This is a genomic window from Melaminivora jejuensis (assembly GCF_017811175.1).
In the GTDB taxonomy this organism is placed as follows: domain Bacteria; phylum Pseudomonadota; class Gammaproteobacteria; order Burkholderiales; family Burkholderiaceae_C; genus Melaminivora; species Melaminivora jejuensis.
Genome location: NZ_JACWIJ010000002.1, coordinates 2,339,036 through 2,360,961, shown reverse-complemented (window position 1 = coordinate 2,360,961; position 21,926 = coordinate 2,339,036). Strand labels below are relative to the sequence as shown.

The 21,926-nt window shown below is 67.6% G+C and carries 15 protein-coding genes; 11 read left to right on the top strand and 4 right to left on the bottom strand.

The features are described from left to right. Positions 1–42: 42 nt before the first annotated feature. Positions 43–1,782 carry a cation acetate symporter gene (locus tag IDM45_RS11160; RefSeq protein ID WP_209422904.1) on the bottom strand — a complete coding sequence of 580 codons (1,740 nt, stop codon included), beginning with the start codon at positions 1,780–1,782 and terminating at the stop codon, positions 43–45. Then, on the bottom strand, positions 1,779–2,087 hold the full coding sequence (locus IDM45_RS11155; protein WP_209422903.1) for a DUF485 domain-containing protein: 309 nt from the start codon (positions 2,085–2,087) through the stop codon (positions 1,779–1,781). Before IDM45_RS11155 ends, IDM45_RS11160 begins: the two co-directional genes overlap by 4 nt. A gap of 280 nt (positions 2,088–2,367) precedes the next feature. Here IDM45_RS11155 and IDM45_RS11150 point away from each other — a divergent pair, with 280 nt between their 5' ends. Beyond that, positions 2,368–4,059 carry an MFS transporter gene (locus tag IDM45_RS11150; RefSeq protein WP_209422902.1) on the top strand — a complete coding sequence of 564 codons (1,692 nt, stop codon included), beginning with the start codon at positions 2,368–2,370 and terminating at the stop codon, positions 4,057–4,059. A gap of 260 nt (positions 4,060–4,319) precedes the next feature. Beyond that, the gene (locus IDM45_RS11145) at positions 4,320–5,309 is read left to right on the top strand and encodes a porin (RefSeq protein WP_209422901.1); all 990 of its coding nucleotides are present in this window, start codon (positions 4,320–4,322) and stop codon (positions 5,307–5,309) included. A gap of 40 nt (positions 5,310–5,349) precedes the next feature. On the opposite strand, the gene IDM45_RS17685 is transcribed toward IDM45_RS11145, so the two are convergent. After that, the gene (locus IDM45_RS17685; RefSeq protein ID WP_233457497.1) at positions 5,350–6,186 is read right to left on the bottom strand and encodes a hypothetical protein; all 837 of its coding nucleotides are present in this window, start codon (positions 6,184–6,186) and stop codon (positions 5,350–5,352) included. Positions 6,187–6,238: 52 nt separating this feature from the next. Between IDM45_RS17685 and IDM45_RS11140 the strand changes: the two genes are divergently transcribed. The 4 genes from IDM45_RS11140 to htpX all read left to right on the top strand — a co-directional run bounded on the left by IDM45_RS11140 (position 6,239) and on the right by htpX (position 14,340). Next, on the top strand, positions 6,239–11,365 hold the full coding sequence (locus IDM45_RS11140) for an excinuclease ABC subunit UvrA (protein WP_233457496.1): 5,127 nt from the start codon (positions 6,239–6,241) through the stop codon (positions 11,363–11,365). A gap of 176 nt (positions 11,366–11,541) precedes the next feature. Then, on the top strand, positions 11,542–12,594 hold the full coding sequence (gene pyrC / locus IDM45_RS11135; RefSeq protein WP_209422900.1) for a dihydroorotase: 1,053 nt from the start codon (positions 11,542–11,544) through the stop codon (positions 12,592–12,594). Further along, positions 12,576–13,367: a DUF3025 domain-containing protein gene (locus IDM45_RS11130; RefSeq protein ID WP_232654010.1), complete on the top strand. Its 792-nt coding sequence runs from the start codon at positions 12,576–12,578 to the stop codon at positions 13,365–13,367. Before pyrC ends, IDM45_RS11130 begins: the two co-directional genes overlap by 19 nt. 94 nt (positions 13,368–13,461) lie before the next feature. Then, entirely contained in the window at positions 13,462–14,340 is an 879-nt protein-coding gene (gene htpX / locus IDM45_RS11125; protein WP_209422899.1) for a protease HtpX, read from the top strand. Positions 14,341–14,388: 48 nt separating this feature from the next. Here htpX and IDM45_RS11120 read toward each other — a convergent pair whose 3' ends face one another. After that, the gene (locus tag IDM45_RS11120; RefSeq protein ID WP_209422898.1) at positions 14,389–15,294 is read right to left on the bottom strand and encodes a LysR family transcriptional regulator; all 906 of its coding nucleotides are present in this window, start codon (positions 15,292–15,294) and stop codon (positions 14,389–14,391) included. A gap of 193 nt (positions 15,295–15,487) precedes the next feature. Here IDM45_RS11120 and IDM45_RS18110 point away from each other — a divergent pair, with 193 nt between their 5' ends. The 5 genes from IDM45_RS18110 to IDM45_RS11095 all read left to right on the top strand — a co-directional run bounded on the left by IDM45_RS18110 (position 15,488) and on the right by IDM45_RS11095 (position 21,919). Next, the gene (locus tag IDM45_RS18110; protein WP_209422897.1) at positions 15,488–16,057 is read left to right on the top strand and encodes a tripartite tricarboxylate transporter permease; all 570 of its coding nucleotides are present in this window, start codon (positions 15,488–15,490) and stop codon (positions 16,055–16,057) included. Positions 16,058–16,117: 60 nt separating this feature from the next. Then, the gene (locus tag IDM45_RS11110; RefSeq protein ID WP_209422896.1) at positions 16,118–18,232 is read left to right on the top strand and encodes an FAD-dependent oxidoreductase; all 2,115 of its coding nucleotides are present in this window, start codon (positions 16,118–16,120) and stop codon (positions 18,230–18,232) included. A 119-nt stretch (positions 18,233–18,351) separates the two neighbouring features. Beyond that, the gene (locus IDM45_RS11105; RefSeq protein ID WP_209422895.1) at positions 18,352–19,551 is read left to right on the top strand and encodes an acetyl-CoA C-acyltransferase; all 1,200 of its coding nucleotides are present in this window, start codon (positions 18,352–18,354) and stop codon (positions 19,549–19,551) included. A gap of 13 nt (positions 19,552–19,564) precedes the next feature. Further along, on the top strand, positions 19,565–20,773 hold the full coding sequence (locus IDM45_RS11100) for an acyl-CoA dehydrogenase family protein (RefSeq protein ID WP_209422894.1): 1,209 nt from the start codon (positions 19,565–19,567) through the stop codon (positions 20,771–20,773). 15 nt (positions 20,774–20,788) lie between these two features. Continuing rightward, a complete protein-coding gene (locus IDM45_RS11095) occupies positions 20,789–21,919 on the top strand; it encodes an acyl-CoA dehydrogenase family protein (protein ID WP_209422893.1) in 1,131 nt (376 codons plus the stop codon). Positions 21,920–21,926: the final 7 nt, after the last annotated feature.

Below are 21,926 nucleotides of genomic sequence, written 5' to 3'. Positions count from 1 at the left end.
CCCCCTCGGTTGTGTTTTTTCTATGCGCTCAATCGGCGTCCATCAGTGGCCCGAGGCACCGGCGGCGCCCAGGCCGGTCTCCGAGCGCACCTGCTGGGCCGGGAAGCCGGCGCGGTCGGCCTTGGCGCGGGCGCTCTTGTCGGTGATGGAGAACAGCCACACGCCCACGAAACCGATGGTCATGGAAAACAGCGCCGGCGAGGTATAGGGGAACAAGGCCGAGCCGGCAGGGTTGCCCAGGGTGGCCTCCCACACCGAGGGCGACACCACCGTCAGGCCGACCGAGGAGATCAGGCCCATGAAGCCGCCGATCACCGCGCCGCGCGTGGTGCAGTCCTTCCACAGGATGGACAGGATCAGCGCCGGGAAGTTGGCCGAGGCCGCCACGGCAAAAGCCAGCGACACCATGAAGGCGATGTTTTGCTTCTCGAACAAAATGCCCAGCAGCACGGCGATGACGCCAAGTGCCAGCGTGGTGATGCGCGAGACGCGCAGCTCGGCAGCGCTGTCGGCCTGGCCCTTCTTGATGACGGTGGAGTACAGGTCGTGCGAGACGGCAGAGGCGCCCGACAGCGTCAGGCCGGCCACCACGGCCAGGATGGTGGCAAAGGCCACTGCCGAGATGAAGCCGTAGAAGATGTTGCCGCCCACGGCCTTGGCCACCAGCACCGCTGCCATGTTGGCCGTGCCGGCGCCGCCCTTGATGACGCCCTTGACGGTGTCGGACATCTCCGGGTTTGTAAGCACCATGGTGATGGCGCCAAAGCCGATGATGAAGATCAGGATGTAGAAGTAGCCGATCCACACCGTGGCCCAGCCCACCGACTTGCGCGCTTCCTTGGCATTGGGCACGGTGAAGAAGCGCATCAGGATGTGCGGCAGGCCGGCAGTGCCGAACATCAGCGCCATGCCGAAGCTGATCGCCGAGATCGGATCCTTGATGAAGCCGCCCGGGCCCATGATGGACAGGCCGGCGCGGGCGGCCTCCTCAGGCGTCTTGCCGGCGTTGGCGGCGATCTGCGTGCGTACTTCGACGCCCTTGGCAAACAGCGCCTCGGGGCTGAAGCCGTAGTTGGCCAGCACCATGAAGGCCATGAAAGTGACACCCGCGAGCAGCAGCACGGCCTTGATGATCTGCACCCAGGTCGTGGCCGTCATGCCCCCGAACAGCACATAGACCATCATCAGCGCGCCGACGATGACCACTGCCATCCAGTACTCCAGGCCGAACAGCAGCTTGATGAGCTGGCCGGCGCCGACCATCTGTGCGATCAGGTAGAAGGCCACCACGATCAGCGTGCCCGAGGCGGCAAACAGCCGGATGGGTGTTTGCTCGAAGCGATAGCCGGCCACGTCGGCAAAAGTGAACTTGCCCAGGTTGCGCAGCCGGTCGGCCATCAGGAAGGTGATGATGGGCCAGCCCACCAAAAAGCCGATGGAGTAGATCAGGCCGTCGTAGCCGGTGGCCATGACGGCGGCGGAAATGCCCAGGAAGGAGGCTGCCGACATGTAGTCGCCGGCAATGGCTAGGCCATTTTGAAAGCCGGTGATGCCGCCGCCGGCGGTGTAGAAATCGGCTGCCGAGCGCGTCTTGGACGCCGCCCACTTGGTGATCCACAGCGTGGCGGCGACGAAGACGGCGAACATGATGATGGCCGTCCAGTTGGTTTCCTGCTTGGCGGCAACGCCCAGGTCGCCACCGGCGGCATAGGTGCCGGCAGAGGCGCCAAGGGCGGCCAGGGCCAGCGCGGCGCTGGTAAAAATCGTCGGGCGGCGGCTCATTTGGTCACGTCCTTGAGGATTTCTTCGGTCAGGGCGTCGAACTTGTTGTTCGCGATGCGCACGTAGTAGATGGTGATGGCGATGGTGAACACGATGACCCCCATGCCGATGGGAATGCCCAGCGAGGTCACGCCGGCGCCGATGGGGCGCGCCAGGAATTCCTTGTCGAAGGCGATCAGCGAGATGTAGCCGTAGTACACGACCAGCATCAGGATGGTCAGGATGGTGCCCAGCGGGTTGCGCTGCGCGCGCAGCTGCTGGTATTTGGGGTGGCGCTGGATTTGCTCCACGATGGGATCGCTCATGCTCGTCGGTCTCCTTTGTAGATGAGGCCTGCGCGATGCCTGCTGCATTGCACAAACGGGCGCGATTCTGGGAAGCGGTTCTGACCGTCTGCTTACTGTTGCGCTGCAGCAAGATAAAAAAATTCTGGCTTTTTCATCAGGAAAAACGCCGGCTAAGGGTTGCCACCAGGGTTGTAAGACAGCGTTCAGGGATGCGTCAGTGCAGCGTAAGTGCCCGATTCGATAGTGAATGCGCCGCCCTGCCAGACGGCTGCATCACAAACGACAGGAGACAAACCCCATGGCAACCCTCACCGCTCCCGCTGCCGTCAAGGCAGCGCACCGGCCGATGTCGCCGGAAGAAAAGAAAGTCATCTTTGCCTCATCGCTGGGCACCGTGTTCGAGTGGTATGACTTCTATCTCTACGGCTCGCTGGCGGCCATCATCGCCAAGCAGTTCTTCAGCGGCCTGGATGCGGGAGCCGCCTTCATCTTCGCGCTGCTGGCCTTCGCGGCGGGCTTTCTGGTGCGGCCCTTCGGCGCGTTGGTCTTCGGCCGCCTGGGGGACATGATCGGACGCAAGTACACCTTCCTGGTGACCATCCTGATCATGGGTGTGTCCACCTTCATCGTCGGTGTGCTGCCGTCGTATGCCTCCATCGGCATCGCGGCGCCGGTCATCCTGATCATGCTGCGCATGTTGCAAGGTCTGGCGCTGGGGGGCGAGTACGGCGGCGCTGCCACCTACGTCGCCGAGCACGCGCCCAATGGCCGGCGCGGCGCCTACACCTCGTGGATCCAGACCACGGCCACGCTGGGCCTGTTCCTGTCGCTGCTGGTCATCCTGGGCACGCGCACGGTGCTGGGCGAGACAGTCTTCAACGACTGGGGCTGGCGAATTCCCTTCCTCGTGTCCATCCTGCTGCTGGCCGTGTCGGTGTGGATCCGCCTGTCGCTGTCCGAGTCGCCGGCCTTCCAGAAGATGAAGGCCGAGGGCAAGACCTCCAAGGCGCCGCTGTCCGAATCCTTCGGCCAGTGGAAGAACCTGAAGATCGTGATCCTGGCGCTGGTGGGCCTGACCGCCGGCCAGGCCGTGGTCTGGTACACGGGCCAGTTCTATGCGCTGTTCTTCCTGACGCAGCAACTCAAGGTCGATGCTGTCACGGCCAACCTGCTGATTGCCGCCGCCCTCTTGATCGGCACGCCGTTCTTCGTCATCTTCGGCACGCTGTCGGACAAGGTCGGTCGCAAGCCCATCATCATGCTGGGCTGCGTGCTGGCCGTGCTGACCTATTTCCCCGTGTTCAAGGCACTGACCGAGGCTGCCAACCCCGACCTGGCCCACGCCCAGGCCAACGCCGGCGTGGTGGTCACGGCAGACCCGGCCACCTGCTCCTTCCAGGGCAACCCAGTGGCGCGCGAGATCGACTTCAAGAGTTCGTGCGACATCGCCAAGCGCTACCTGGTGCAGAACTCGGTGAGCTACGACAACGTGACCGGCCCGGCAGGTTCGCCCGCCGTGGTCAAGATCGGCGACAAGACCGTGACGGCCCCGGTGGGCAACGTGGTCAACCACAAGTTCGATGCCGACAGCGTGGCTGCCATTGCCGCCTTCAAGAAGGAAATGGGCGAAGACCTGAAGCTGGCCGGTTACCCGACCAAGGCCGACCCGGCCAAGATCAACAAGCTGATGGTGCTGGTCATCCTGAGCTACCTGGTCATCCTGGTGACCATGGTCTATGGGCCGATCGCCGCCATGCTGGTGGAGCTGTTCCCCACGCGCATCCGCTACACCTCGATGAGCCTGCCCTATCACATCGGCAACGGCTGGTTCGGCGGCTTGCTGCCCACCACTTCGTTCGCCCTGGTGGCCTCGGCGGGCAACATGTACAGCGGCCTGTGGTATCCCATCGTGATCGCCGGCATGACGGTTGTGATCGGCACGCTGTTCCTGCCCGAAACCAAGGACGTGGACATCTATGCCGATGCCTGATGGCTGGCTGAATCGCTGCCGCGCCTGAACGGCTGCCCCAAAGCCCTCGCAAGAGGGCTTTGGCGTATCGTCTCGCGCGCAGTTGTTGCAGCAAAACATCAGCAGCCTCGAAGCTCCTGCTTTCTGCACCGGTTTGCCCTGCCGCGCCACCTAAAATCCTGCCCTTGGGTGCCCAGGGCGTCTGCGGGCCAGTGGTGGTTTCAGAAGCCGGATGCCTCATCCGAATCCCCAATAGACACACGATCTCACAAGGAATCCACATGCAAAAAGTCAATCGCCTGCTGCTGGCCACCGTCGCCCTGCTGGGTACCTCCGCTGTCTTCGCCCAGAGCAGCGTCACGCTGTATGGCCGCGTGAACACCACCGTCGAGCGCCAGAAGGTGGGCGACGAGAGCAAGACCGTGATGCAGAACAACTCCTCGCGCTTCGGCTTCAAGGGCGTGGAAGACCTGGGCGGCGGCCTGAAGGCTGGCTTCCAGCTGGAAAGCGGCTTCAATTCGGACGATGGCGCCGGCTCGGGCTGGACGCACAACACCGGCACCGGCCTGAGCTTCGCCCGTCAGAGCGAAGTCAACCTGTCGGGCGGCTTCGGCATGGTGCGCCTGGGCAACTTCACGCCCGAGTCCTATTTCGCCACCGCCGACTACGTGAGCATGCACAACCATGACACCGGCACGTCCTCTGACGCTTTCTACTACGACCCCGTGTGGTTCGGCGGCCTGAGCACCAAGAACAAGATCGGCTATCGCACCCCCAGCCTCGGCGGCCTCACGCTGGACGTGGCGGTGAATCTGCACGAGCAGACCACCGGGGGCAAGAACGGCTATGACCTGGCAGCCAACTACAACGTCGGCGCCATCAACCTCGGCGCCGGCTACAGCCAGACCGATGGCAACAAGCAGCTGGGCCTGCGTGGCCTGTACACCATGGGCCAGTTCGTGGTTGGCGGCTACTACCAGCGCAACGACGAGGACATCCTGGGCACGCGCAACAACTACCGCCTGGCCCTGGCCTACATGATGGGCGCCTCCGAGTTCCACGTGAACGTAGGCCGCGCCAGCAAGTGGAAGAACGTCGCCGACAGCGCCGCCACGCAGTGGACGCTGGGCTACAACTACAACCTGAGCAAGCGCACCAAGGCCTATGCCTTCTACACCAAGGTGGACAACAAGGCTGGCGCAGACTACATGACCGGCGCTGCCGGCGTGGATTTCAGCTCCTTCGCCGTCGGCCTGCGCCACAACTTCTGATTTCCGGCAGCGCAAGCTGCTCCCCCTGCGGGCCGTGCCATCAGCGCAAACGGCCTGCCACTGGAAATCCAGAGACCCTGCACACCCGTGCAGGGTTTTTTTTTGGCCGCCCGGCCTCACCTTCGCCCCCATGACCCACGGCCTCATCCGCATCCAAGGTGCCCGCCAGCACAATCTGAAAAACCTCGACCTGGACATCCGCACCGGTGAGCTCACCGTGGTGACCGGCCCCAGCGGTTCGGGCAAGTCCAGCCTGGTCTTCGACACCCTGTACGCCGAGGGCCAGCGCCGCTACGTGGAGACCTTCAGCGCCTACGCGCGCCAGTTCCTCGACCGCATGGACAAGCCGGCGGTGGACAAGGTCGAGGGCGTGCCGCCGGCGATTGCCATCGATCAGACCAATCCGGTGCGCAGCTCGCGCTCCACCGTGGGCACCATGACCGAGCTGAACGACCACCTGAAGCTCCTGTTCGCCCGCGCTGGCCAGCTTTTTGACCGCCAGAGCGCGCAACTGGTGCGCCACGACACGCCCGACAGCATCTACGCCGAACTGCTGGCGCGCGCCGCCAGCGCCGGCGACCCGCGCCTGGCCGTCACCTTCGCCGTCGAATTGCCCGCAGGCACCAGCGCCGAGGAGGTGCAGCAGTGGCTGTCCGCCAGCGGCTACACGCGCGTGCAGGCCGAGCGCGAAATCGCCACGCCGGCTGGCCAGAAGAAGCTGCTGGACGTAGTGGCCGACCGCTTTCGCATCCAGGGGCCGAGCGCGCCCGCGTGCTCGAAGCCATCGAGGCCGCGTTGCACCGGGGCGCTGGCCGCCTGGCCGTGCATGTGCTGCCGGCGCAAGAGGGGGCGGCGCCCAGGTCTGGAAGTTCTCCACCGGCCTGCACTGCCCCGAGAGCGATCTGCGCTACGCCGAACCCATCCCGTCCATGTTCAGCTTCAACTCGCCCGCTGGCGCCTGCGAGACCTGCCGGGGCTTTGGCCGCATCATCGGCGTGGACTGGGGCCTGGTCGTGCCCGACGAGCGCCTGACCTTGCGCGCCGGGGCCATCAAGACCTTGCAGACCCCGGCCTGGAAGGAGAACCAGGACGACCTGCTGCGCCATGCCGAGGCCGCCGGCATCCCGCGCGACACGCCCTGGTACAAGCTGACCGAGGCGCAGCGCCAGTGGGTCATCGACGGCGCGCCCGACTTCAAGGCCGGCAACTGGAGCCGGCAGTGGTATGGCGTGCGGCGCTTCTTCGAGTATCTGGAGAGCAAGGCCTACAAGATGCACATCCGGGTGCTGCTGTCCAAGTACCGCAGCTACACCCCGTGCCCGACCTGCGCCGGCGCGCGGCTGAAGCTGGACAGCCTGCTGTGGCGCGTGGGCAGCAAGGCGGCTGCCGACGCTGTGCTGCCGCCCGCGCAGCGCTTCCTGCCGCAGGGCGTGGCCTGGACACGCGCCCAGCTCGAAGCCCTGCCGGGCCTGTGCCTGCACGATTTGATGCTGCTGCCCATCGAGCGGCTGCGGCGCTTCTTTGCGCTGGTCGAGGCGCAGGCTTGTGCCACCCCGCCAGCCGGCCCCCACCCCCACCCTCTCCCAGAGGGAGAGGGAATCGCACGGGACAGCGCCGACGCCCAGGCCCTGCGCCTGATCCTGGAAGAAATCCAGACCCGGCTGCGCTACCTGACCGACGCCGGCCTGGGCTATCTGACGCTGGATCGGCAAAGCCGCACCCTGTCCGGCGGCGAGGTGCAGCGCATCAACCTGACCACGGCCCTGGGCACTTCGCTGGTCAATACGCTGTTCGTGCTGGACGAGCCCAGCATCGGCCTGCACCCGCACGACATGCACCGCATCACCCAGGCCATGCTGCGCCTGCGCGATGCCGGCAACACGCTGGTCGTGGTCGAGCATGACCCGGCCGTGATGCTGGCCGCCGACCGGGTACTGGACTTCGGCCCCGGCCCGGGCGAGCAGGGCGGGCGCATCGTCTTCGATGGCACGGTGGACGCGCTGCGCCACGCCGACACGCTCACCGGCCAGTACCTGGGCGGGCGCCGCCAGGTCAGCGCCGGCATCAAGCGGCTGGTCACCGAGGCCACGCCGCGCCTGATCCTGGAGGGCGCGCGCGCCCACAACCTGAAAGACCTCAGCGTGGACTTCCCGCTGCAGCGCCTGGTCACGGTGACCGGCGTCTCCGGCTCGGGCAAGTCCACGCTGATCCAGGACGTGCTGGCCCCGGCCCTGCTGCGCCACTTGGGCCGCGCTACCGAGACACCCGGGGCACACGACCGCCTGCTGGGCGCCGACCACCTGGCGGACGTGGTGTTCGTCGATCAATCGCCCATTGGCAAGACGGCGCGCTCCAACCCGGTGAGCTACGTCGGCGCCTGGGACGCCATCCGCGCCATCTTCGCCAATGCCCCGCTGTCGCGCGAGCGCGGCTACACCGCGCCCAAGTTCAGCTTCAACTCGGGCGACGGGCGCTGCCCGACCTGCGGCGGCTCGGGCTTCGAGCACGTGGAGATGCAGTTCCTGTCGGACGTGTACCTGCGCTGCCCGGACTGCGACGGCCAGCGCTACCGGCCCGAAATCCTGGAAGTGCGCATCGAGCGCGGCGGGCGGCTGCTGAGCGTGGCCGACGTCCTGGCCCTGACGGTGGCCGAGGCGGCGCACATCTTTGGCGCCGACCGCGAGGTCATCCGCGCCCTGCAGCCCATCGTCGATGTCGGGCTGGACTATGTGCGCCTCGGCCAGCCGGTGCCGACACTGTCGGGCGGCGAGGCGCAGCGCCTGAAACTCGCCGGCTTCCTGGCCGAGGCGGCGCGCAGCGCGTCCAAGTCGCGCCAGCCGCTGGCCAGAAAGGGCACGCTGTTCCTGTTCGACGAGCCGACCACCGGCCTGCACTTCGACGATATCGCCAAGCTGATGCGGGCGCTGCGCAAGCTGCTCGATGCCGGCCACTCGCTGATCCTGATCGAGCACAACCTGGACGTCATTCGGGCCAGCGACTGGCTGATCGACCTGGGGCCGGACGGGGGCGAGCACGGCGGCACCCTGGTGGCCGAAGGGCCGCCCGAGGAGCTGCGCCAGCACCCCACGTCGCACACTGCCGCCGCGCTGCGCGAGTACGAGCTGGCGCTGAGCGAAGGCGGCCACGCCGTGCATGACGGCGCACTGCCCTCTTACTCCCTCTCCCCCGAGCGGGAGAGGGCGGGGGCGAATACCGAAGGCGCCATCGAGATCGTCAACGCCCGCGAGCACAACCTCAAGGGCCTGGATGTCGCCATCCCGCGCGGCAAGTTCAACGTCATCACCGGCGTATCCGGCTCGGGCAAATCCACCCTGGCCTTCGACATCCTGTTCAACGAGGGCCAGCGCCGCTATCTGGAAAGCCTCAACGCCTACGCCCGCTCCATCGTGCAGCCGGCGGGACGGCCCGAGGTGGATGCGGTCTATGGCATCCCGCCCACGGTGGCCATCGAGCAGCGCCTGTCGCGCGGCGGCAGGAAAAGTACGGTGGGCACGACCACCGAGGTCTGGCACTACCTGCGCCTGCTGTACGTCAAGCTGGGCGTGCAGCACTGCATCCACGACGGCGCACCGGTGCAGCCGCAGACCCCGGACAGCATCGCCGCGCAACTGCTGCAGCGCTACCGGGGCCAATGCATCGGCCTGCTGGCGCCGCTGGTGGTCAACCGCAAGGGCGTCTATACCGAACTGGCCGACTGGGCGCGGCCCCGTGGCTACACGCATTTGCGCGTCGATGGCGAGTTCCTGCCGACCACCGGCTTTGCGCGCCTGGATCGCTTCAAGGAGCACACGCTGGAGCTGCCTGTGGCCAGCGTGCGCGTCGGCCCGGCGCAGGAAGAGGAATTGCGCGCCCACCTGGCCCGCGCACTGGAGCTGGGCAAGGGCGTGCTGCACGTGCTGACCGGCATCGAGGGGCTGGAGGCAGCGCTGGCAGCCGGGTTGCCTACCGCCGGCATCGGGCAGGTCGAGGTGTTTTCCACCAAGCGCGCCTGCCCGGTCTGCGCGACCAGCTATGCCGAACTCGACCCGCGCCTGTTTTCCTACAACAGCAAGCATGGCTGGTGCCCGGACTGCGTGGGCACGGGCGTGCAGCTCACGCGCCAGCAGCGCGCCGTGCTCGACGACTCCGTGCCGCTGGACAAGTCCCAGGGGCGCGAGCAGACCTTTGCCGAACCCGAGGTGGACGACCTGGCGGGCCACGCCTGCCCGGCCTGCGCAGGCACGCGGCTGAATGCCGTGGCACGTGCCGTGCGCTTTGCCGGCAGTGGCATTGCCGAGGTGGCGCGGCTGTCGGTACACCAGGTGCGCGCCTGGCTCGACAGCCTGGCGCTGTCGCCCCGCGAGCAGGAGATCGCCCGCGACCTGATCCCCGAAATCAAGGGCCGGCTGGACTTCCTGCAGGAGGTCGGCCTGTCCTATCTGACGCTCGATCGCGGTGCGCCCACCCTGTCGGGCGGCGAGGCGCAGCGCATCCGCCTGGCGGCGCAGCTGGGCAGCAACCTGCAGGGCGTGTGCTATGTGCTCGACGAGCCGACCATCGGCCTGCACGCACGCGACAACGGCATCTTGCTCAATGCCCTCCAGCAGCTCGGCGACAAGGGCAACACGCTGGTCGTGGTCGAGCACGACGAGGACACCATCCGCCGGGCCGAGCACATCATCGACATCGGGCCGAGTGCCGGCAAGCGTGGCGGGCGCCTGGTGGCGCAAGGCAACGTGGCCGACATCGAGGCCGCGCCCGACTCGCAGACGGGGCGCTATCTGCTGCACGCCATGCGCCATCCGCAGCAGCCGCGCCGGCCTGTCTTGCCCCCTCTCACGCCTGTGGGAGAGGGTGGGGGCGAGGGTCAGCTTGCTATGCAATCCATAGCTGCCACCGCTGATGAGGCGGTCGTTTTAACTAAAAAACCAGCCAGAACCCGCAAGGGACAAGCGCTGACAGCTACTGAAATGATAGTGCCACGGGCTGCTCCCGCCTGGCTGACCGTGCATGGCGCTTTCCTGCACAACCTGCAGCACGTCACCGCGCGCGTACCGCTGCAGCGCCTGGTGGCCATCACCGGCGTGTCCGGCTCGGGCAAGTCCACCCTGGCGCGCGATGTGCTGCTGGCCAACGTGGCCGCCTGGGTCGGCCAGCGCGCCACCCGCGCCGGGCGCGAGGCCATGGATCTGCAGGGCAGGGCGCCGGCGCTGGCCGGCTGCGCCGGCCTGTCGGGCTTCGAGAGCGTCGATCGCGTGCTGGAAGTCGATCAGACGCCGATCGGCAAGACACCGCGCTCGTGCCCGGCCACCTACATCGGCTTCTGGGACACCATCCGCAAGCTGTTTGCCGAGACGCTGGAAGCGCGCGCGCGCGGCTACGGCCCAGGGCGCTTCTCCTTCAACACCGGCGCAGGCCGCTGCCCAGCCTGCGAGGGCCAGGGCGTGCGCACCATCGAGATGAGCTTTCTGCCCGATGTGAAAGTGCCTTGCGAGGTCTGCCACGGCGCGCGCTTCAATCCCGAGACCCTGGCCGTGACCTGGCGCGGCAGGAACATCGGCGACGTGCTGCAGATGGAGGTCGATGAAGCCGTGGACTTCTTCGCCTCCATGCCGGCCATCGCCCATCCGCTGCAATTGCTCCAGGACGTGGGCCTGGGCTACCTGACGCTGGGCCAGCCCTCGCCCACGCTGTCGGGCGGCGAGGCCCAGCGCATCAAGCTGGTGACCGAGCTGTCCAAGGTGCGCGACGAGGTGGGCCGGCGCGGGCAGAAGGCGGCGCACACCCTGTACGTGCTCGACGAGCCCACCGTGGGCCTGCACATGGCCGACGTGCATCGCCTGATCGCCGTGCTGCATCGCCTGGTGGACGGCGGGCACAGTGTGCTGGTCATCGAGCACGACCTGGACGTGGTCGCCGAGGCCGACTGGGTCATCGACCTGGGGCCGGAGGGTGGCTCGGGCGGCGGGCAGATCGTCGCTGCCGCCACGCCCGAGGATGTGGTGCGCGCCGGCACGCACACCGGCGTGGCGCTGGCGCCGGTGCTGGCGCGCTGAAGTCCAAGTCCTACAAGGGGTTCGGGCCGTGACCCACGCGGCGCCAGCCCGCCCCTTTCTAGGATCCGCGTCAGTCATTTGCATGAGTTACCCCTCGCCCCTTCAATGGGGTTTGCCCCGGCTGCCGCAGCGCAGCCGGGGCTTTTTCTTGGGGCGCGATGGGACAATCGCGTCCCATGACACATACTGCCGCCCCCGCCGACACCTTGACCCTGACCCGCCCGGACGACTGGCATCTGCATGTGCGCGATGGCGCGCCGCTGGCTACCGTGGTGCCGCACACTGCCGCCCAGTTCGGGCGCGCCATCATCATGCCCAACCTGCGCCCGCCGGTGACCACCGCCGCCCAGGCGCTGGCGTACAGGGAGCGCATCCTGGCCGCCGTGCCGCCGGGCCTGCAGTTCGAGCCCCTGATGACGCTGTACCTGACCGACAACCTGGCGCCCGAGGAGATCGCCCGCGCCAAGGCCGCCGGCATCCATGCCGCCAAGCTGTACCCGGCCGGCGCCACGACCAACAGCGACGCCGGCGTGACCGACCTGCGCAGAATTCATCCGGTGCTGGAGGCCATGCAGAAGGCCGGGATGCTGCTGCTGGTGCATGGCGAAGTGACCAGCCCGGACATCGACCTGTTCGACCGCGAGGCGGTGTTCATCGAGCAGCAGCTGATCCCGCTGCGGCGCGACTTCCCCGGGCTGAAGATCGTCTTTGAGCACATCACGACCCGCGAGGCGGCGCAGTACGTGGCAGACAGCGATGCGCACACCGGCGCCACTATCACCGCGCACCACCTGCTGTACAACCGCAACGCCATCTTCACCGGCGGCATCCGCCCGCACTACTACTGCCTGCCGGTGCTCAAGCGCGAGGTACACCGCCAGGCATTGGTGCAGGCCGCCACCAGCGGCAGCAACAAATTCTTCCTGGGCACCGATAGCGCCCCGCACCCGGCGCATCTCAAGGAGCACGCCAGCGGCTGCGCCGGCTGCTACACCGCGCACGCTGCCATCGAGCTGTACGCCGAAGCCTTCGACGCCGCCGGTGCGCTGGATCGGCTGGAGGGTTTTGCCAGCTTCCACGGCGCGGATTTCTACGGCCTGCCGCGCAATTGCAGCACCATCACCCTGCGCCGCGAGGCCTGGACGGCCCCCGAGCGCTATGCCTTCGGCGAGGCCGAACTGAAGCCGCTGCGCGGCGGCGAACAACTGGCGTGGCGGCTGGCGGCCTGAGCGCCGCCGATGCCGCCAGGGCGCTGGCGGCCATCGACTGGCAACGCCCCTGGCTGGCGCCGTATCGCGTCCTGGGCCAACTCGCCGTGCAGCAAGTGGTGCAGGGCGCCGGCGTGGCACAGGCGCTCAATGCGCTGGTCGAGCAGGGCCAGGTGCCCGACCCGGGCGTGTACTTCGCCGCCCAGGATGCGCTGCCCGCCGGCCTGTCCTACGAGCGCTTCATCTTCGAGCAGCGCCGCGTGCCCACGCGCGAGCACCTGCATGACTTTTTCAACGGCCTGATCTGGCTGCACTGGCCACGCGCCAAGCGCCAGCTCAACGCCTGGCAGGCGCAGGCCATTGCCCAGGACGGCATCGGCGCCCGGCGCGGGCCGCTGCGCGACGCCATCACGCTGCTGGACGAGAACGGCGCGCTGTTGTGCGCCCCGCCTGCGCTGGTGGCGGCGCTGGAGCAGCGGCAGTGGCAGCGGGCCTTTCTCGAACTGCGTCCGCTGTGGCGCCAGGCGCGGCTGCATCTGTTCGGCCATGCGCTGCTGGAAAAGCTGGTTCAACCACGAAAACCCATCACAGCCCATGTCCTGCAAGCGCTTCCAGCTATTGAAACAGTAGCATCTGCCGATGCCTGGCTGGCCACGCAGCTGAGCGCCGAGGCCCTGGCCGGCAAGCCCTTCAATCCGGTGCCGGTTCTGGGTGTACCCGGCTGGGATGAGGGCAATGCGGCGGCGGGCTTTTATGATGACCCGCTCGTTTTCCGGCCACCCCGCACGGCTTGAACCGGCTGGCGCGCGCCCCACATAGGCCGGACGCGCCGGCATCCTGGCCGAAGCGGTTTTTCTTCCCCCGTGGAGTCTTTTTCCCTTTTTCGACATGAAACGCATAGCGCTTTTCCTGCTGACCAACGTCGCCGTGGTGGTGGTGCTGGGCATCGTCGCCAGCCTGCTGGGCGTCAATCGCTACATGACGGCCAATGGCATGAACTTCGGCGCGCTGCTGGGCTTTGCCTTCGTCATGGGCTTTGGCGGCGCCATCATCTCGCTGCTCATGAGCAAGCCCATTGCCAAGATGAGCATGGGCGTCACGATCATCAACGCCCCGCGCAACCAGGACGAGGCCTGGATCGTCGAGACCGTGCGGCGCTTCGCCGACAAGGCCGGCATCGCCATGCCCGAGGTCGGCATCTACGAGGGCGAGGCCAATGCCTTTGCCACCGGCGCCTTCAAGAATTCCGCCCTGGTGGCGGTGTCCACTGGCCTGCTGCAGGGCATGACGCGCGAGGAGGTCGAGGCCGTGATCGGGCACGAGGTCGCCCACGTGGCCAATGGAGACATGGTGACCATGGCGCTGATCCAGGGCGTGATGAACACTTTTGTGGTGTTCCTGTCGCGCGCCATCGGCTATGCCGTGGACAGCTTCTTGCGCAAGAACGATGAAAGCAATGCCGGCCCCGGCATCGGCTACATGGTCACGACCATCGTGCTGGACATCCTGCTGGGCTTTCTGGCGGCCATCATCGTGGCCTGGTTCTCGCGCCAGCGCGAGTTCCGCGCCGATGCCGGCGCCGCGCAGCTCATGGGCCGCAAGCAGCCCATGATCAACGCCCTGCACCGCCTGGGCGGCATGGTGCCCGGCGAGATGCCCAAGAGCCTGCAGGCCATGGGCATCACCGGCAGCCTGGGCAAGCTGTTTTCCTCGCACCCGCCCATCGAGGAGCGCGTGGCGGCGCTGCAGGCGCGCCAGGGGGCTTGAGGTTGCGGGCGCACTATTTGTTCATAGTGCGTCCACAGGCGCAGCGGGTCAATGGGCTGCCGGTTCTGCCCTTTGCCCCGCCTTGGCCAGCAGGAATTCGATGCAGGTGCGCACCGCCCGTGTCTGGTGCCGGTTGGGCAGGTACAGCAAATACAGGTGCGTGCCGAAGATGCTCAGGCGGTAGTCCTGCAGCGTGACCAGCACCTGGCCGCTGGCCACCTCCTGCTGCACCACGTAGTCGGGCACCAGGCCCACGCCCAGGCCGGCCAGGATGCCCTGGCGCAGAAACGGGAAGTGCTCGGAGATCAGCGTCGGCTCCAGCATGACCTCCTGGCGCTCGTCGCCCTGGTAGGCCGACAGGCGCAGCTGCCGCCCCAGCACGCCCGAAGTGATGACCGGGCTGGCGCGCAGCTCGTGCAGCGTGCGCGGCAGGCCGTGCTCCGCAGCCCAGGCGCGCGAGGCGCAGGCGATGTAGCGCATCTCGCCCAGGCTGCGCGCCACCACTGACAGCGGCGGCTCGGAGATCACGCGCACGGCGATGTCCACCTCGTCGCGCAGGTGGTCGGCGCGGTTCTCGAACAGCACGTCCAGCACGATGCCCGGATACAGGCGCTTGAACTCGATCAGCCAGTCGCCCATCACCATTTGCCCATAGCCGCTGGGCACGCTGATGCCGACGCGGCCCTGCAGGCCCTGGCCCAGGTTGGCAATGGTCTCGCGCGCGGCGGTCATCTCGTTGTGGATGGCGCGGCCATGCTCGTACAGGCGCAGGCCGACCTCGGTGGGCTCGGCGCGGCGCGTGGTGCGGCGGATCAGCTGCGCGCCCACCGATTTTTCCAGCTGCGTCAGGTGGTAACTGACGTTGGCGCGGGTCATGCGCAGCTTGCGTGCGGCCTGGCTCAGGTTGCCGTTGTCGATGATCTCCACCAGCAGGGTCAGCGATTGCAAGTCCATGTCGTATCGTCAAATTTATTTTGACGCTCTGTCAATGAAACATGGGATTGTAAAAAACAGCTAGCCAAGCAAAATGAGCCATCCCGTCCCGCCAATCCGATATGCCGTGTCAGAAAAAGCCTCGCTCAGTGGTGCGTCAAGGCAGAGATTTGCGGATTGGCACCGCCGCTTGCCACTCAGGAGACACACGGCAATGATCAAGCACAAGTACCTGTCCGGCGGCCTGATGGCCCTGGTCGGGCTGGGCACCATCGTGGGCAGCAACAACTACACCATAGGCTCTCTGGCCCGCATGGGGCCGGGCCTCTTCCCCCTCCTGCTGGGCGTCATCATGCTGGCCATCGGCCTGTTGATCGCGGTCACGCCCGACTCGCCCGATGAAGTCCTGGCCGACAGCCGGCAGGAGCCGTTTTCCCAGGTGGTGCGTGCGCACCTGCGCCCCTGGAGCGCCATCATCGGCGGCATGGTGGGCGTCTACAGCGGCAACAACAACCTGTTCGACGTGGGCGTGGTCATTGCCCTGGGCGTGGCCGGCTACCTGTTTGCCGCGCTGGGCTTTCCGCCTGCGCCGCTGCTGCTGGGTTTCGTGCTGGGGCCCATGGTCGAGGAGAACTTCCGCCGCGCGCTGCTGCTGGCGCGCGGCGACTTCAGCGTGTTCTTCACGCGCCCGCTGAGCGGCGCCTTCATGGCCATCACCATTGTGATGATGCTCTACGTGGCACTGCGCAGGCTGCGCCGCCCCAGGCTCGCGTGCCTGCCGTAGGCTGAGGCCGCCGCGCCCCTGATTGACCTGATTGATCAACCCCCATCCGGAGACACCACCATGAACGAGTCCACTTCCTCTCCCGTCAGCACACGCCTCGATGGCGAAGTGCTGGTGGTCAGTATCGACAACCCGCCGGTGAATGCGCTGGGCCAGGCGGTGCGCGCCGGCCTGCTGGCCGCCGTCCGGCAGGCGCAGGGCGACGCCGCCGTGCGCGCCGTGCTGCTGGTGGGCGCGGGCCGCGCCTTCATCGCCGGCGCCGACATCCGCGAGTTCGGCAAGCCGCCGCAGCCGCCGGCGCTGCCCGAAGTCCTCGACTGCATGGAGCTGCTGGACAAGCCGGTCATCGCCGCCATCCACGGCCCGGCGCTGGGCGGCGGGCTGGAAGTGGCCATGGCCGCGCACTGGCGGCTGGCGCTGCCTGGGGCCAAGCTGGGCCTGCCCGAAGTGAACCTGGGCCTGCTGCCCGGCGCCGGCGGCACGCAGCGCTCGCCACGCCTGATGGGCGCCGTGGCCGCAGCCGAGCTGATGCTCTCGGGCAAGCATCTGTCGGCCAAGGCCGCGCAGGCCGCCGGCCTGGTGGACAGGCTGGCCGAGGGCGACGACCCCACGGCTGCCGGCCTGGCCTATGCCCGGGAGCTGCTGGCCAGCGGCGCTGGCGTGCGCCGCACCCGCGACCTGCCCATCCCCGACGCGGCCACTGCGCCAGCGCAGCTCGAGCAACTCGCTGCCGACACCGCCAGGAAGGCGCGCGGCCTGTTCTCGCCCGCCAAGATCATCGAGTGCGTGCGCGCGGCGCTGGAGCTCACCTTCGAGCAAGGCCTCAAGCGCGAGCGCGAGCTGTTCCTGGAGTGCCTGAACAGCCCGCAGCGCGCCGGCCTGGTACACGCCTTCTTCGCCGAGCGCGAGACGGCCAAGATCCCCGAGGCCAAAGCCGCCGCGCCGCGCCCGTTCGCCCACGTGGCCATCATCGGCGGCGGCACCATGGGCGCCGGCATTGCCGTGTCGGCGCTGGACGCCGGCCTGTCGGTGACCATGATCGAGCGCGATGCCGAATCCATCGCCCGTGGCCAGGCCAACGTGGAGAAAGTCTATGACGGCCTGATCGCCAAGGGCCGCATGAGCGCCGAGGCCAAGGCTGCCACCATGGCACGCTATACGCCCAGCACGTCCTACGACGACATCGCGGACGTCGATCTGGTCATCGAGGCCGTGTTCGAGGACATCGAGGTCAAGAAGGCCGTGTTCCGCGAACTCGACCGTGTGTGCAAGAGCGGCTGCGTGCTGGCCACCAACACCTCCTACCTGGACATCGACGCGATTGCCGCCGTCACCCAGCGCCCGCAGGACGTGATCGGCCTGCATTTCTTCAGCCCGGCCAACATCATGAAGCTGCTGGAGATCGTGGTCGCCGCCAAGACCGCGCCCGACGTGGTGGCCACGGCCTTCGAGCTGGCCAAACGCATGAAGAAAGTGCCGGTGCGCGCCGGCGTGTGCGACGGCTTCATCGGCAACCGCATCCTGGCCGTCTATCGCGAGGCCGCCAACCACGTGCTGGAAGATGGCGCCAGCCCCTACGAGATCGACGCTGCAGTGCGCGCCTTCGGCTACCCCATGGGGCCGTTCCAGGTGTCTGACCTGGCCGGCGGCGACATCGGCTGGGCCACGCGCAAGCGCAAGGCCGCCACGCGCGACCCCAGGGCGCGCTACGTGGAGATTGCCGACCGCATCGCCGAGCGCGGCTGGTATGGCCAGAAGACCGGGCGCGGCTGGTACCTGTACCCGCAGGGCGCGCGCATCGGCCAGGAAGACCCCGAGGTGCTGGCCATCGTCGATGCCGAGCGCGCGAAGAAAGGCATTGCCCCGCGCAGCTTCACGCACGAGGACATCATGCGCCGCTACATGGCCGCCATGGTCAACGAGGGCGCGCGCGTGCTCGAAGAAGGCATCGCCCTGCGTCCGCTGGACATCGACGTCACCTTTTTGTTCGGCTACGGCTTTCCGCGCTGGCGCGGCGGCCCGATGAAGTGGGCCGACATGCAGGGCCTGCCCAAGGTGCTGGCCGACATCCGCGAGTTCGCCCAGGAAGACCCGCTGTTCTGGCAGCCCGCGCCGCTGCTGGAAAAGCTGGTTGCCGAAGGCCGCGATTTCGACAGCCTGAACCGCGCCGCCTGAGCATCCCCACTCCCTCCCCTTCTGGGGAAAGGGGAAAACAGTGAAAAACGCCTCCAGCCCTTGCCAGTCAAGCGCTGATAGCTATCAATTTTGCATTCAACCCCTACGAGGTATTTCCCATGCGCGAAGCCGTCATCGTCTCCACCGCCCGCACGCCGCTGACCAAGGCGCACCGGGGCGAATTCAACGCCACGCCCGGCCCCGAGCTGGGCGCCTTTGCCGTGCGCGCTGCTGTCGAGCGCTCGGGCGTTGATCCCAACCTGATCGAAGACCTGATCTGGGGCTGCGGCTACCCGGAAAACTCCATGGGCCGCAACATCGGCCGCCAGACCGCCCTGCGCGCCGGCCTGCCGGTCACGGTAGGCGGCACCGTCATCAACCGTTTCTGCTCCTCGGGCCTGCAGGCGATTGCCGTGGCCGCCGGCCGGGTGGTGCTGGAAGGCGTGCCGGCCATCATCGCCGGCGGCGCCGAGAGCATCTCGCTGCTGAACCCGGCCGGGCGCAGCGGCGCCGCGCACCTCGACCCCTGGCTGGTCGAACACAAGCCCGAGCTGTTCATGGAGATGATCGACACCGCCGACGTGGTGGCCCAGCGCTACGGCATCTCGCGCGAGGATCAGGACGCCTTTGCCCTGCAAAGCCAGCAGCGCACAGCAGCAGCCCAAAGCTCCGGCGTGTTCGACAACGAGATCGTCCACTGCACCACGCGCATGGCGGAAAAGAACAAGGAGACCGGCGAGGTCACCTACCGCCAGGCCGTGGCCACCATGGACAACTGCAACCGCCCCTCCACCACCCTGGAAGGCCTGGCCAAGCTGGAGCCGGTCAAGGGCGCGGGCAAGTTCGTCACCGCCGGCAATGCCTCGCAGCTGTCCGACGGCGCAGCCGCCTGCGTGATCATGGAAGCCAAGGAGGCCGAGCGCCTGGGCCTGTCGCCCCTGGGCGCCTTCCGTGGCTTTGCCATTGCCGGCTGCGAGCCTGACGAGATGGGCATCGGCCCGGTCTTTGCCGTGCCGCGCCTGCTGGAGCGCGCCGGCCTGAAGGTGCAGGACATCGACCTGTGGGAGCTCAACGAGGCCTTCGCCTCGCAGGCCCTGTACTGCCAGCGCAAGCTGGACATCCCGATGGAGCGGCTGAACGTCAACGGCGGCGCCATCTCCATCGGCCACCCCTTCGGCATGACCGGCGCGCGCCTGGCCGGCCACATCCTGCTGGAAGGCCAGCGGCGCAAGCAGCGCGGCGAGAAAGCGAAGTGGGGCGTGGTGACCATGTGCATCGGCGGCGGCATGGGTGCAGCCGGCCTGTTCGAGATTTTCTGAAGGCGGGCAGGACATGGACTTGCAATTCACGCCAGAGGAAGAAGCGTTCCGCGCCGAGGTGCGCGCCTTCCTGCAAGAGCACCTGCCGCGCGACCTGGCGGCCAAGGTTCGCGCCGGCCAGCGCCTGACGCGCTTCGACCAGGAAAACTGGCACGCCATCCTGAACAGGAAGGGCTGGCTGGCCTACCACTGGCCGACCGAGTGGGGCGGCACGGCCTGGACGCCGGTGCAGAAGTTCATCTTCGACGACGAGAGCGCCCGCGCCGGCGGCCCGCGCTTGGTGCCGTTCGGCATCAGCATGTTGGGGCCGGTGCTGATCCAGTACGGCAGCCAGGAGCAGAAAAAGCGCTGGCTGCCGCGCATCCTGGATGGCTCCGACTGGTGGTGCCAGGGCTACTCCGAGCCGGGCGCCGGCTCGGATCTGGCCAGCCTCAAGACCACGGCGGTGCGGGTCTCGGACGCCGCAGGCGACTACTACCTCGTCAATGGCCAGAAGACCTGGACGACGCAGGGCCAGCACGCCAACATGATGTTTTGCCTGGCGCGCACCGACCGCGCGGCCAAGGCGCAGTCGGGCATCAGCTTTTTGCTGATCGACATGAACCAGCCGGGCGTGGAGGTGCGCCCCATCCGCACGCTGGACGGCGACGCCGAGGTCAACGAGGTCTTCCTGACCGACGTGCGCGTGCCGCTGGAGAACCTGGTCGGCGAGGAAAACAAGGGCTGGACTTACGCCAAGTATTTGCTGACCTATGAGCGCACCGGCATCGCCGGCGTGGGCCTGTCCGTCGCCGCGCTGGAAAAGCTCAAGCTCATCGCCAGCCGCGTGCAGCGAAACGGCAAGCCGCTGGCCGAGGATCCGCAGTTCGCCACGCGCATGGCGCAGGTCGAGATCGACCTGGAGAACATGAAGACCACCAACTTGCGCGTGCTCGCTGCCGTGCAGGGCGGGGGCGTGCCGGGGGCGGAGAGCTCCATGCTCAAGATTCGCGGCACGGTGATCCGCCAGGAGCTGCTGTCGCTCATCCGCCGCGCCATGGGGCCGTATGCGCTGCCCTACATCGAGCAGGCGCAGCACGCCGGCTGGGCCGAGCCGCCGGTCGGCCCGCCCGAGGCGGCCACGGCAGCGGCGGCCTACTTCAACTACCGCAAGCTGTCCATCTTCGGCGGCTCCAACGAGATCCAGAAGAACATCATCTCCAAGACCATCCTGGGGCTGTGAGGGGTTGACTGAGCCATGAACTTTGAACTGAACGAAGACCGCCGCATGTTGGCGGACGCCCTGGGCCGCTTCCTGTCCGAGCAGTACCCGGCCGAGGTACGCAACCGCACGGCCTACGGCGCGCAGGGCTGGAGCCCCGAAATCCACGCGAAACTTGCCGAGATCGGCGCCATCGGCGCGCTGCTGCCCGAGGACGAGGGCGGCTTTGGCGGCGCGGGCGCCGACATCGCCCTGGTGTTCGAGGTGCTGGGTAACCACCTGGTGGCCGAGCCGGTGCTGGGCGCGCTGCTGGTCGGGCGCGCCCTGGTGCTGGCCGGCAGTGCTGCGCAAAAGGAGCGGCTGGCCGGCCTCATCGACGGCAGCACCATCGCCTCTCTGGCGCACGACGAGCCGGCCAGCCACTACGAGCTGGAGCGCGTGGCCACCAGCGCGCGGCGCGCGGGCGAGGGCTGGGTGCTCGACGGCGCCAAGGCCGTGGTGCCGTTTGGCGACCAGGCGCAGCTGCTGCTGGTCAGCGCGCGCACCGCAGGCGAGGTGGGCGATGCGCAGGGCATCTCGCTGTTCCTGGTGCCGGGCGACGCGCCGGGCATCAAGGCGCGCGGCTATGGCCGCATCGACGGCGGCCATGCCGCCGAGCTGACGTTCGAGAACGTGCAGCTGGGCGCCGATGCGCTGCTGGGCGCCGAAGGCCAGGGCCTGGCGCTGCTGGAGCGGGTGGTGGGCTATGGCCTGCTGGCGCTGTCGGCCGAGTCGCTGGGCGCCATGGAGCGCGCCAAGATGGACACGCTGGAATACCTGCGCACGCGCCGGCAGTTCGGCGTGCCGATCGGCAGCTTCCAGGCGCTGCAGCACCGCATGGCCGACCTCCTGCTGGAGGTCGAGCAGGCGCGCTCGGCGGTCATCAATGCCGCCGCTGCCATTGAGGGCGACGAGCGCATCGCGCGCGAGAAGGCCTTGTCGGCGGCCAAGTACAGCGTCGGCAGGATCGGCACGCTGGTGGCCGAGGAGGCCATCCAGCTGCACGGCGGCATCGGCGTGACCTGGGAGCTGCCGCTGGCGCACTACGCCAAGCGCCTGGTCATGATCGACCACCAGCTCGGCGACATGGATCACCACCTGGCGCGCTGGATGGCGCTGCGCGACTGAAACTGCC

Bases quoted from the DNA above. Each gene is read 5' to 3' on its own strand.
- IDM45_RS11145 (WP_209422901.1), top strand. From the start codon at position 4,320: ATGCAAAAAGTCAATCGCCTGCTGCTGGCCACCGTCGCCCTGCTGGGT.
- IDM45_RS18110 (WP_209422897.1), top strand. From the start codon at position 15,488: ATGATCAAGCACAAGTACCTGTCCGGCGGCCTGATGGCCCTGGTCGGG.
- IDM45_RS11120 (WP_209422898.1), bottom strand. From the start codon at position 15,294: ATGGACTTGCAATCGCTGACCCTGCTGGTGGAGATCATCGACAACGGC.
- IDM45_RS11095 (WP_209422893.1), top strand. From the start codon at position 20,789: ATGAACTTTGAACTGAACGAAGACCGCCGCATGTTGGCGGACGCCCTG.
- IDM45_RS11110 (WP_209422896.1), top strand. From the start codon at position 16,118: ATGAACGAGTCCACTTCCTCTCCCGTCAGCACACGCCTCGATGGCGAA.
- htpX (WP_209422899.1), top strand. From the start codon at position 13,462: ATGAAACGCATAGCGCTTTTCCTGCTGACCAACGTCGCCGTGGTGGTG.
- IDM45_RS11105 (WP_209422895.1), top strand. From the start codon at position 18,352: ATGCGCGAAGCCGTCATCGTCTCCACCGCCCGCACGCCGCTGACCAAG.
- IDM45_RS11150 (WP_209422902.1), top strand. From the start codon at position 2,368: ATGGCAACCCTCACCGCTCCCGCTGCCGTCAAGGCAGCGCACCGGCCG.
- pyrC (WP_209422900.1), top strand. From the start codon at position 11,542: ATGACACATACTGCCGCCCCCGCCGACACCTTGACCCTGACCCGCCCG.
- IDM45_RS11100 (WP_209422894.1), top strand. From the start codon at position 19,565: ATGGACTTGCAATTCACGCCAGAGGAAGAAGCGTTCCGCGCCGAGGTG.
- IDM45_RS11155 (WP_209422903.1), bottom strand. From the start codon at position 2,087: ATGAGCGATCCCATCGTGGAGCAAATCCAGCGCCACCCCAAATACCAG.
- IDM45_RS11160 (WP_209422904.1), bottom strand. From the start codon at position 1,782: ATGAGCCGCCGCCCGACGATTTTTACCAGCGCCGCGCTGGCCCTGGCC.
- IDM45_RS11140 (WP_233457496.1), top strand. From the start codon at position 6,239: ATGTTCAGCTTCAACTCGCCCGCTGGCGCCTGCGAGACCTGCCGGGGC.